Consider the following 13,021-nt stretch of genomic DNA (forward strand, 5'->3'; position numbering starts at 1 on the left):
TAAAAATAGTGGCGTGCCCTAGCCTTTTTGGGTTAGCTTCTTCTTTTTAACCTTTACTGTCATTTTAATAAATAGAAAGTGGAGGTTGCATTATGGGAAGAAAAGATACAGTAAAAATAGCAAAGGAAGATATTCTAACCTACGCAAAATATGTCAAGTTGTTTAATCGTTCAGAAGATTGGTATATCAAGAAAAAGGAAAAAAGTATAGAACGACGTATCATGTATTTTGAAGAAGGACAACTAGGGAAACAGTATAAAGGATTTGATTCAGTTGATTTAGAGGATATTTATCAAGAAATTCAGTTGGTATTTGACCATAAGAAGACAATGATTGGCAAAAGACCACATCGAGGCGCGGCATTGAAGTTCACGGGCAGGGGAGAGGCCTATAAAGAAATTTGTCAGCGGTTAGCTTATAGTCAAAAATTGAAAATACATGGAAAAACATATCGATTCAAACAATAATAATAACATTAAAATATCCGGTGGGTCCACCGCTTTCGTTATCAGTACAGCTTAGGGCGAAAGATTAGAACCGAAAAAAGGTATTGCTGTATCATTGAGAGACTTTTTTAAGTATTCCACTCTCATAGAGTTTGAAGTTACGATTGCTATAAACTTCACGTTTGGACACGAGTTTTATGAAAAAAGTGTATTTGTGCTGCAAAAGTTAAAGAATTATTTTGATGACAAACGAACAATTATGGAATAAAGCTTGAGCAAGACGACTATTAATGTCGTCTTTTTTTGTACCCAAAAAGGAGGAATAGCGATGACTATCCGTTCACCACCTGTTTGAGAGAGTAATCAAAATAACAGAAAATGATTCAGTGAGGGGAAAACGATGAAACTAAAACTAAAAAAAATAATGACCTACTTGGCTCTTTTATTTACCTTAACATCAAATTTTTTGCCTATGTTACAACCAGTTGTTGCATATGCAGAAAATGAGACTTCTGTAAGTGAAAAAATTGAACAGCGACCAAATGTAGAAACAGTAGAATCAAGAGAGAATGAACCGTTAGAAAATAGTTCGGAAGATAGTTCGGAAGATAGTTCAGCGTCGTTTGATCAATCGACGGATTCTTCTGTAGAATTAGAAACAGACAATATAGAAATTGAGAATGAAAATAAAATGACAAAAGAATCAACAGATCAGCGTTCAGCGAAAGAGTTGGCTTCGAGAATAGACCCATATGATGTACAGGGGTTGAGCGATGAGGAAATAATTTCATTAGCACAGTATATGTACGGTGATTACGTAAATTCAAATCCAACAGCAAAAATATATGTAACAAATGATAAAGGTAACGTAATCGATATTCCGTTTTATCAAACGTATGCAGTCGGCTCAATGGAATTAATGCCAATGAATTATTCTGTTAGTTTAGGTGATACGTGGCTTATCAAAGTTTCAAAAATAGAAAAATTTAGAATTGATGGAAAAATAGCTTATTGTGTACAGCCCGGTGTTCCATTTAATGAAGGAGAGGGCTATGTTCCACATCCATCTGTTGGTTTTATTTCTGAATCTCAAAAAAAACTAGTTAATAGCATTGTTAATTTTGGCTCTAATGGAGCGGATTCTAACGAATTTTATATTGCTACCCAATTTTATGTTTGGGAATCTTTAGGATATACCGTTCAAAGTGATTTAACTAATTATGCAGCATATAAAGCTCAAATTGATGCAAATGCAAACAATCATCGAACAAAACCATCATTTGATGGACAAGAATTTACAATCATTGCTGGTGAAACGCTAGAAATCAATGATAGTAGAGGAGTATTTACGCACTATCGTGAAGTAAATAACGGAACAAATACAAGTATCAGTAACCAAGGGAATACATTAAGAATCACTCCTTCAGCAGTTTCGAACAATGGAGAGATTAACTTTCAAAGAGATGCTCCCAATTCTGGTGCTCAGTACTTCTGGGTTATGGAAGGAAAACAAACGATGGTAACAGCAGGTGAGTTAGAATCAACTCAAGCCAAAATACGCGTAAATATTATCAAAACTGGTTCTATAGCTGCTCGCAAGATAGACGAAGAAGGACTTCCATTAACAGATGCTACATTCAGGTTTGAGCATTCGGGAATTGTTGAAGAGCGCGTGACTGATCAAGATGGAATTGCTCGACTTGATGATATCTTAATGGGAACAGAAGTAACGATAACTGAAATTAAAGCACCAGATGGTAGAGTTATCGATAGTACACCGCAAAAAGCAATAGTAGAGGTTAATCAATTGATCACCAAACAATTCATTAACCGTTGGGCACGTCAGCCAATCAAACTGATCAAACGAGAAAAAGATGCCAATAGACCGTTAAAAGGAGTTCCGTTTGCATTATACAAAGTTACGGGTGTAACTAAAGTTCAAATTGATGAGTTTAAAACTGATGAAAACGGCGAAATTAATATTGAAAGCTTAATCTATAATAAAGATGGATATATCTTTAAAGAACTAGAACCGCTACATGGATTTTTACCAAATGAAAATGATTATGCTTTCAAAGTAACGCCAGAAAATAATGGTCAGCTATTGATTGTAGATATAGATAACGAGCCGAAACATCCAATTATCAATACCACAGCAACAGGCAAAAACGGTGAAAAATTCGTTGATCCAACAAAAGAACTCGAGTTGGAAGATACGATACAGTACAAATGGCTTTTTACTGGTAGAACCTATCTTTATGCAACAAGAATTATCGATCAAGCAACGGCTGAAGTATTAGAAACGTTCACAGGTTCATTTATTCCGCTTGCATATGAAGGCTCTCATGTAGTCAAGGTAAAGGTTGATGGACATAAATACCGCGGCAGATCACTTGTATTTTATGAGTATATCTATGATACTGTCAGCAAAAAAGAAGTCGCAAAACATGAAGAAATCAATGACTCTGGCCAAACAATCAAAGTCAATGATCCAAAAATTGAAACCAAAGCACAAGGAGAGGATGGTCGCCAATTATTTAATCCACTGAAAAAAGTAACGGTAAACGAAACTGTAACTTTTACTGATTTAGTTGCAGGTCACAAATATACAACAACCGTTCAAGGATATAAATTGAGCGATGAAACAGCCTATGAGAATGCCTCTTTAACAAAAACATTTATCGCGACTAATCCAAATATGGAAATGACTTTTGAATTTGAATTGGATGGAAAAGAACTTCAAGGAAACGGCATCGTCTTTACAGAAAGACTTTTCTACGAAAGCGAAGAGATGGCAATCCATTTAGACTTATCAAATGAAGAACAAACGGTTCAATTCACTGACCCGAAAATCGTGACTAAAGCACAAGGCAAAAATGAGCTGCAACTGTTTGATCCTCATGCAAAAGTACCGGTGAAAGAAACAGCTGTATTAACTGATTTAATTATTGGTGACGAATACAAAGTAACGGTTCAAGGCTATCGTTTATCGACAGGCAAGCCTTATGAAAAAGTTCATGAAGAATATACATTTACTGCAGATAAAAAAGAAAAAACAGTTGAATTCGACTTTATGCTAGAAGGTAGAGAATTACGCGGTGATGGCATTGTCTTTACTGAAACGCTAAGTCATGATACTGAAATTATTGCCACCCATGACGATCTAAATAATAAAGACCAAACCGTTCATTTTAATGATCCTACTATTACTACAATTGCTCAAGGTTTGTATGGTGAAAAAATCTTCGAAGCAGCTTCTGAAGTAATTATCATAGAATCAGCTAAAATCACTGGTCTAGTTATAGGAAATCAATATACAGTGAAAGTAACCGCGCATCGCCTGTCAGATGGTTCGATCATTAATGGTATAGGTGATCAAAAAAACTTTATTGCTGAAAAAACTGAGATGACTATGCAATTCGAATTTAAAGTTGACGGAAAGCAATTTTCCAATGATGGCATCGTATTTACAGAAACACTAGAAACAAAAAATGAGATTATTGGCAAACATTTCGATTTGAAAAATGAACAACAAACAGTTCGTTTCAAACCGGTTACGAGCAGTATTGTGCCTGGACCAAAATCTGCTTTTCCAAGTACAGGAGAAAGAGTATCTCAAATCATTCTTTGGCTAGGTCTGTTTATAATCGTATTTTCAGGTGTAGTTTGGTTGAATTTTAAGCAAAATAAATTCTACTAAATAGTAAAAGTTCGCACTTCCTTAAAGAAAAACAAATGAAGATTGAAACAAAATCAATTTTTTTCAACTCTTCTAAACGAGTACATTAACTCTTTGCATCTTATCAGGACAAAACAATTGTGAGCCGCTTCATCTGCTCTTACTGTTTCTTCAGATTTGTTGAGGTTAAGAGGTGAACTCTTAGTATTGTGTTCCAGCATCATAATAAAATAGATACAATGCTTCTTAATGATGATCCCCAAATAAATGAATACCTTCTATAAGTCAATACACTAAAAATCAGCATTTGTTATTTGGATAGAAAAGTAGAAGTGTACAATAATGTATCTAAGCTTCAAAATGGTCTTAGGAAGGTTTAGATGTTTAGCTAATATAAACTGAAAATCAATTATCATCCTGAAAAAAATTACATTTTGACAATTATTCGTTCACATAATATTCACAATTTCCTTGTACTATAAAAACATAAAAGAAAGACAATTGTTAAAGGCAATCAATTTCATTTGTGTGAACTCCTATTGATCCGCTCTGAGTGTGCAGAGCGGGTCTTATTTGTTTTCAATGAAGCTTTGCGAACTTTAGTTCCTTCCTACTGCAAAGTTGACGGATTTTTGTTAGAATAAGAAGGAAACCAGTTTGCTGAAGATGAGGAGAAAAAAGATGACAAAAAAGAAATTACTATTAGTTGATGGAAACAGTGTAGCCTTTCGAGCGTTTTTTGCTTTACACAATTCCTTAGAACGTTTTAAAAATAAAAATGGGTTGCACACAAATGCTGTCTATGCGTTTAACAATATGTTTGAAAACGTTATGACCAAAGAAAATCCAACACATGTATTAGTCGCTTTCGATGCAGGAAAAACAACCTTTAGAACCGAATTTTACCCCGAATACAAAGCAGGCCGTTCGAAAACACCAGGAGAATTTAAAGAACAAATGCCTTACATTCGTGAATTACTGACTGGTTTAGGTGTTAAATATTATGAGTTAGATAATTATGAAGCAGATGATATCATTGGAACGCTTGCTACTAAAGTTCCAAAAGACGAATTTGATGTTGTTGTGTTGTCTGGAGATCGAGATTTAACACAATTAGCGACAGACTCTGTCAAAGTGGATATTACGATCAAAGGTGTTAGTGATCTAGAATCCTATACACCTGAACACGTAGCTGAAAAATACGATGGTTTAACGCCAAATCAAATCATTGATATGAAAGGTCTAGCCGGAGATACTTCAGATAATATCCCTGGGGTAACAAAAATTGGTGAGAAGACCGCAATCAAATTATTGAAAGAATTTGGTTCAGTCGAAGGTGTGTACGAAAATATCGACAGCTTGAAGCAAAGCAAGATGAAAGAAAATTTAATCAACGATAAAGAACAAGCCTTTCTGTCTAAACGCCTAGCAACGATCAATGTAGACTCTCCAGTTGAAATCGAGATTGATGAACTTAAATATGAAGGAAAAGACTTAGAAAAATTGATTCCTTTTTATAAAGAAATGGAATTCAAACAAATGCTAAGCAAATTGAATGTTGAAGAAGAAGTAGTTGAGCTAGAAGATGTTCACTTTGATGTGGTAGATACATTCACAGAAGAAATGTTTACCGATGATATGGCCTTATACGTTGAAATGTTGGAAGATAATTACCATACTTCACCGATCGTAGGTGTTGCGTGGGGAACCAAGAAAAAAGTTTACACAACAAACAGTTTAGAACTGTTTGAAAGCAAACCATTTGTTGACTGGTTGTTATCAGAAAAACATAAAAAAATAGTGTACGATGCAAAACGCACCTATGTGTCTCTTAACCGATATGTTGGGAAACCTCAAGGCATTACGTTTGATGTCTTATTAGCTGCTTATTTATTAGATACAAATGATAACAACGCAGATATTGAGGGTGTAGCGCAGCACTATGGGTATACAGATATCCATTCTGATGAATCCGTTTATGGAAAAGGAGCCAAAAAAGGCTTGCCAGAAGATGATGAAGCTTTTTTCAGCCATCTTGCACGAAAAGTCAATGCCATTCATTTTCTATCTGAAAAACTAGATGCAGAATTAGTAGAAAAGAATCAAGCAGATCTATTCTATAAAATGGAATTACCACTTTCGAAAATTTTAGGCGATATGGAAATTACAGGTATTCGTGTGGATGCGAATCGATTAAAAGAAATGCGAATTGAATTTTCAGATCGATTACGTGAAATCGAACAAAAAATATATGCGGAAGCTGGCGAAGAGTTCAATTTGAATTCGCCAAAACAATTAGGCGTGATTTTATTTGAAAAAATGGGATTACCTGTTATTAAAAAAACAAAGACGGGCTATTCAACTGCTGTGGACGTATTAGAGCAATTGAAAGAACAAGCTCCGATCGTAGAAGACATTTTAGTTTACCGTCAAATTGCCAAAATTCAATCGACCTATGTTGAAGGATTGCTAAAAGTGATTCAGCCAGACGATAAAATTCATACACGATATGTGCAAACATTGACTCAAACGGGTCGTCTAAGCTCAGTGGATCCTAACTTACAAAATATTCCGATTCGTTTAGAAGAAGGACGGAAAATCCGTCAAGCCTTTGTGCCAAGAGAAAAAGACTGGATGATTTTTTCTTCAGATTACTCTCAAATTGAGTTACGTGTTTTAGCTCATATTTCAGATGATCAACATTTGAAAGAAGCATTTATTGAAGGCCAAGATATCCACTCAAGCACAGCCATGCGTGTATTTGGTATTGAAAAACCTGAAGATGTGACACCGAATATGCGTCGTCAAGCAAAAGCTGTAAATTTTGGGATCGTTTATGGTATCAGTGATTATGGTTTGTCACAAAACTTGGGCATTACTAGAAAACAAGCGCAAGAATATATTGATACTTATTTTGAGAAATATCCTGGGGTTAAAAAATACATGGAAGATATCGTTCGTGATGCAAAAGATAAAGGATTTGTAGAAACACTTTACAACCGCCGCCGTTATTTGCCAGATATCAATTCACGTAATTTTAATCTGCGCTCTTTTGCGGAACGAACTGCAATCAATACACCAATCCAAGGAAGTGCTGCAGATATTTTGAAAATAGCGATGATCAACATGCAAGCACAGCTAAAGGAAGAAAACATGCAAGCAACAATGTTACTACAAGTACATGATGAACTTGTTTTTGAAGTGCCAGAATCTGAATTAGAAAAACTAAACGCATTAGTTAAAGATGTAATGGAAAATGCTGTTGCTTTACATGTACCATTGCTGACAGACAGCAGTTGGGGCAAAACTTGGTATGAAGCAAAATAATGAACTAAAATAATCAAAGAAAAGACTGGGCAAACGAAAAAGTTTAAAAAACTTTGATGTGTTCGTTTCGGTCTTTTTCTTCTAAGGAGAGAAGGAAATTGCCTGAATTACCTGAAGTTGAAACAGTCAGAAAAGGGTTAGAAAAATTAGTTGTTGGAAAGACGATCGATGAAGTGACGATTTTATGGCCAAGAATCATCGAGTCACCAGAATCAGAAGTTTTTGCGAACCAGTTGATGGGTCAAAAAATAGAAAAAATGGAACGTCGCGGTAAATTCTTGATTTTTAAGTTAACAAACTACGATCTGATTTCTCATCTACGAATGGAAGGGAAATATGAAACACATAAACCAGAAGAAGAGCGGACCAAGCATACGCATGTGATTTTCACTTTTACCGATGGGAGTGAATTACGCTATCTGGATGTTCGGAAATTTGGTCGTATGGTCCTATTACCAAAGGATCAAGGGCAAAATTACAAAGGGATTTTAGCATTGGGACCTGAACCGATTCCATCTGAATTTAGCTTGTCAGAATTTCGAACAGGGTTAAAAAAGCATCATAAAGCAATTAAACCGTTACTGTTGGATCAGCGTTTGGTAACAGGATTAGGCAATATCTATGTGGATGAAGCGTTATGGGAAGCAAAAATTCATCCCGAACAACCCGCAAACACACTAAAGCCAAAAGAAGTCGAACAATTATATTATGCAATTATTGATGTTCTAGGCCGTGCAGTTGAAGCAGGTGGAACAACGATTCGGACTTATTTAAATGCCTTAGGAAAAGCTGGAACATTTCAAATTTCACTAAACGTTTACGGTCAAACAGAGAAACCTTGTCCAAGATGTACAACACCTATAAAAAAAATCAAAGTGGCGCAACGGGGTACACATTTTTGTCCAAAGTGTCAAACATTGAAAGTGAGGAATTAACCAATGGGCATGGTGTTAGGACTGACAGGTGGTATTGCAACGGGGAAAAGTACGGTTGTATCTGTATTTAGGAGTCTGAATTTTCCGATTGTCGATGCCGATATCATTGCGCGGGAAATCGTTGAAGTTGGGAAGCCAGCACTAAAAAAAGTAGTGGCTGTTTTTGGTTCAGAAATCTTGAATAGAGAAGGGGCATTAAATCGAAAAAAATTAGGTGAGATTATTTTTTCTGATGAAAAAAAAAGAAAAAAGCTTAATGAAGTACTCTCACCATTTTTGAAAGAAGCAATTTTAACTGAGATTAATGACAAAAAAGATCAAGCACCATTAGTTATTGTGGATATCCCGTTATTGTATGAAGGCGGTTATGATGTGTTTGTCGATAAAGTAGCTGTGGTGTATGTTCCAGAAGAAATTCAGCTAGTTCGTTTGATGAAACGTGATAATTTATCCGAAGAGCAAGCGCAACTACGAATCGATAGTCAATTACCTATAGAGGAAAAAAAACAAAAAGCAAATATCATATTCGATAATCAAAACAGTATTCTAGAGACAAAAAATAACGTACAAAAATGGGTGACGAAAAATATTTTTGGATAAAATAATGTAATTTATTTTTTGTTTTTTTATGTTATTTTAAAAATAATGAAAAACAAGATTAAAATAACGCGTAATAAACAATGTTTATTACGCGTTATTTTCTTTTAACCCTATTGTTGAACTGTAAAACCGACATTTTTATACATATAATAAAATAACATTTTTGTTGGTAGTAGCATAGACAATTGTGCTGAGTGTGTGTTATCTTTTGTGAGTGAAAAGATTGCAGAAAAGGATTGTGGAAAGTGAAATGAAAAAAGAAGTAGTAGTTATTGGGTTAGGGTATGTTGGATTACCAAGTGTCATCAATCATGTAAAAAAAAGACATAAAGTAATTGGATTTGATGTTGATAAACGAAAAGTGGACATGCTGAATAAGGGAATAAGTCCTCTTGATACAGTATCAAACGAAACGGTTCAAATGCTACAAGAAAAAGGAACGATTTTTACGTATGATGCGCAACAGATCGTCGCAAAAGATGTTTACATTATTGACGTGCCAACACCAATTGATAAAAATAAAATTCCAGATTTAAGTTATATCAAATCGGTAGTTGATTTGATTAAAAATAAAGTAAAAAAAGGGTCATTGATTATTTTAGAAAGTACAACGTATCCTGGAACGACAGAAGACTACCTCGTTGCAGAGTTTTCAAACCTCGATTACCAGATCGGAGTCGATCTTTTCATCGCCTATTCCCCAGAAAGAATTGATCCAGGAAATACCCAATCCCTTAGTGCAAAGATCCCAAGAATCGTTGCGGGCCATACAGATAAGTGCTTAGCTGAAGTGAAAGAGTTTTTTGGAAGCCATGTGTCATCCGTTCCCAACTTGAAAACAGCTGAACTCGCTAAACTATATGAAAATACATTTCGATTAGTGAATATCGCTTTAGCAGATGAACTTCAAAAAATTTCGGATAACTTAGATATTAAAGTAGGAGAAGTGTTGGAAGCAGGAGCAACTAAACCTTTTGGATTTATGAAATTTACGCCTAATTTAGGTATCGGTGGGCATTGTATTCCTGTAGACCCTTATTATCTGACTTGGCTGATGGCAGATCGGGGAGTTGAAACACCACTAATTGATACAGCTGGAAAAATCAATGATTCAATGCTTGATTATTATTTAGAGAAAATTAACCATCTTGCGTCTAAGAGCAAAAAAGAATTTACAGAGATGATTGTTGCTGTTATTGGTGTAACATACAAGAAAAATGTTGCAGATATTCGAATGTCTTCGGTTATTTCCTTGATAAAAAAATTAAAAGAGAAAAATATAACCGTTGTTGCTTATGATGATGTGATGCATCCGTATAGTGTGTCGACCGATGAAACAATTGTCACATTAGAACCGGATTATCAACAACTGACACAATATGATCTAGTAATTTATGCTGTCGATCACGATATCTATGAAGACAAGAAAAATATTATTATAGATAAGAGCCAATTATTTTATGATTTAACAACAGTTTAATGACTCCATTGATCATGGATTGTTCAAGTAGGAGGTAAGAAAAATAATGAATGATAGTTCAAGAAAAATCAGACGTAAAGAAAAACAACACGTTGAAAAGAATCGCTCAACGCAACTATTAAAAATAGTGCTATTACCATTGTTACTTCTACTTGCGATAATTTTCCTAATTTATGGTAAAAATAAATCAGATGATCTGTTTTTAAATGATACGTCAAATGAGCAAGAAGATTTTGTGGTCGTTAAGGAAAAGAAATACGCTGACATTTATACATGGGAAGAGTTAATAGCGGCTATTTCAAATAAAGAATTGACTGAGATCAATATTAAAAAAGATATTAAATTTCCTCAATCTCAAAAGCAACTGACATTAAATAAATTAACAAAAGTCCGTGAAGAGCAGGTTTTTCGCTATGATGATACCTTAAAAAAAGAGCGAAAGCAGACAATATTGATGGTAAGTGTACTCAAGCGTGATCTCAATAGAAAAGTGTTGATAAGTGGTGAAAAACGAAGCATTGAGTTGGGCAATGTAGAATTAGATTTGCCTAAAGGGTTAGACCTTGAATTCAAAGAGATAAAGTTAATAAGGAGTTATCGTTATTAGACGAAACATATTAGAACCATTGTACAATTGTTTTTTGAAAGGATGTTTTGATGAGAAAAGGATTTTTCTTTTTATTAGAATTCTTAGGCATAATTTTTTTGTATTTAATTCCTATTGTCTCCATATCATATATTGCAGTATATGAGCTGCTTCATTTTTTTCACCCGTCAATTGAAAGTTTTATTCTATCAGGAAAGCTTCCGTTATTGGTCATGTTGATTGTTTTTATACTAGAACTCATTATTCATTTTAGGTTTAAACCTCAACAGAGAAAATTATTACGTGAATTAGGAATCAAACCACAAGTTAGACGCTATAAAATAGGCTTTTGGGCAAATACTCGAAGCCAGAAGATCAAGCATACACTATATAATAAAAATGGTCTTTTGTTACTATTTACGCTTACTTCGATTCTTTCTTTAGGAGTTGTATGGTTTCAATTTAGATTGCCGAGTGGTTATCGTCATTCGTTGAGTGGGGTTGCGCCTTTTTTTACAATGAGTGGAGGGATTGCATTAGCTACGCTTATTTTAAGTACTCTATATACGCCATATGCATATGAAAAAGTTAGTCATCGAAAAATATATATATTAATGCCTATGTATAATGAACCAATCGAAAACATTAAAAACTCGTTTGAATCTATCCTAAATCAAAGTCTCCTGCCAACTGAATTAGTAGCTGTTGATGATGGCAGTTCACTTGTTGATTATTCAGAGGTTGCAGAAGAATATCGGAAAATTTTTGCTGAAAAAGGTGTTTCTTTTCAGTTTATTAAACAAAAAAATAGTGGAAAGCGAGCAGCTCAGTTAAATGCGTATAACCATTTAGAAATTTCCGATTTTCATAATGAGATTATTTTAACGATCGATAGTGATACTGTTTTTGATGAACATGCGATAGAACAAGGAATCATTCCGTTTGAAGATGAACGTGTATACTCTGTTGCGGGTGTGATCGTGACTAGAAATGTTACGGATAATCTTTTGACTGTGATCACAGATTTATTGGTGATTGGACACATGGTTCTGATAGAACGCTCAATGAATTCTATGTTCGGCAGCGTAGCCGTTAATAGTGGGCCAATTGCATTTTATAGAGCAGAGGTTTTAAATTTAGCGAAAAAATTAGGATATAAAAATGAAACATTTGGTCGTGTTAGAGTAGAATTTTCAGATGATAGTTTCTTGACTTTATCAGCGATGCTGTTGGGGCGAACTGTTGCTCAAATGACAGCCGTTTCATACACTGATTTACCAAATAAACTGAGCCATCATGTTAGACAACATCTCCGTTGGAGCAGAGGAAGTTTTATTCGAGGTTTTTGGCGTTTAGCTTTGTTTCCTGTTAGTAGTTTTGTCTTTTTTAGACAGTCATTTGGCTGGGCGATGTTTGCAGCGATGAATGTTATTAAATATCAATTGATTTATTGGGTATTTTTCGTAATGAGCGATTTTCCATTAATTTTAATTGCTCCTTTAGCTTTTAGTGCAGTTTATTCCTTGGCATATCTTTCAATTCCAAGGAACGATTTAGCAAAAAGGGACAAATGGATTGTGTTCTTTGCGTTTCCTTTTACTGTGTTATGGGCAATCTTCGTATTATCGCCTGTTCGAATTTGGGGGTACATCACCCATAGGAATACAGGATGGGGAACGCGAGACAAAATAGAACTATAAGATGACAATGAGGCTGGGACAGGAGCGTTTAATCCCGAGAAATAAGAAGGAATTCACGAAAATTGTTTTTCAAATTTTTGTGAATTTCAGCTTATTTCCGAAGGGGTTGCTTCTACTCCCGCCGTTTATTCGTATTTAGGGTGTGATACAAAAGTGATTTTTACTTTTGTCCTACACCTATTTTTTTTTAAAAGCAGAAAATCGTTCTAAAATTAGAACGCAACAATAAGAAAAAAATGGTTAAGAAGTAAACGTTAATGGCTGGTTT

At 34.7% G+C, this 13,021-nt stretch carries 8 protein-coding genes; all 8 read left to right on the forward strand.

Features of this window, described 5'->3' with window-relative positions:
* Positions 1-92: 92 nt before the first annotated feature.
* The 8 genes from AC1PU0_RS06280 (at position 93) to AC1PU0_RS06315 (ending at position 12,753) form a co-directional block, all read left to right on the forward strand.
* Positions 93-467, forward strand: coding sequence for a hypothetical protein (locus tag AC1PU0_RS06280; protein ID WP_479998779.1), 375 nt, complete (start codon positions 93-95; stop codon positions 465-467).
* Between the two features lie 379 nt (positions 468-846).
* A complete protein-coding gene (locus AC1PU0_RS06285; protein WP_479998780.1) occupies positions 847-4,146 on the forward strand; it encodes a VaFE repeat-containing surface-anchored protein in 3,300 nt (1,099 codons plus the stop codon).
* Positions 4,147-4,806: 660 nt separating this feature from the next.
* Positions 4,807-7,452 carry a DNA polymerase I gene (polA, locus tag AC1PU0_RS06290; RefSeq protein WP_479998781.1) on the forward strand — a complete coding sequence of 882 codons (2,646 nt, stop codon included), beginning with the start codon at positions 4,807-4,809 and terminating at the stop codon, positions 7,450-7,452.
* 98 nt (positions 7,453-7,550) lie between these two features.
* On the forward strand, positions 7,551-8,387 hold the full coding sequence (mutM, locus tag AC1PU0_RS06295; protein WP_479998782.1) for a DNA-formamidopyrimidine glycosylase: 837 nt from the start codon (positions 7,551-7,553) through the stop codon (positions 8,385-8,387).
* A gap of 3 nt (positions 8,388-8,390) precedes the next feature.
* Entirely contained in the window at positions 8,391-8,987 is a 597-nt protein-coding gene (gene coaE, locus AC1PU0_RS06300; RefSeq protein WP_111247320.1) for a dephospho-CoA kinase, read from the forward strand.
* Positions 8,988-9,237: 250 nt separating this feature from the next.
* Positions 9,238-10,467, forward strand: coding sequence for a nucleotide sugar dehydrogenase (locus AC1PU0_RS06305; RefSeq protein WP_479998783.1), 1,230 nt, complete (start codon positions 9,238-9,240; stop codon positions 10,465-10,467).
* A gap of 46 nt (positions 10,468-10,513) precedes the next feature.
* A complete protein-coding gene (locus tag AC1PU0_RS06310; RefSeq protein WP_069654541.1) occupies positions 10,514-11,074 on the forward strand; it encodes a pectate lyase-like adhesive domain-containing protein in 561 nt (186 codons plus the stop codon).
* 50 nt (positions 11,075-11,124) lie between these two features.
* On the forward strand, positions 11,125-12,753 hold the full coding sequence (locus AC1PU0_RS06315; protein WP_111247321.1) for a glycosyltransferase: 1,629 nt from the start codon (positions 11,125-11,127) through the stop codon (positions 12,751-12,753).
* The last annotated feature ends 268 nt before the right edge of the window (positions 12,754-13,021 follow it).

The sequence above is a fragment of the Enterococcus sp. XAF26B05_ASV22 genome (assembly GCF_056727285.1).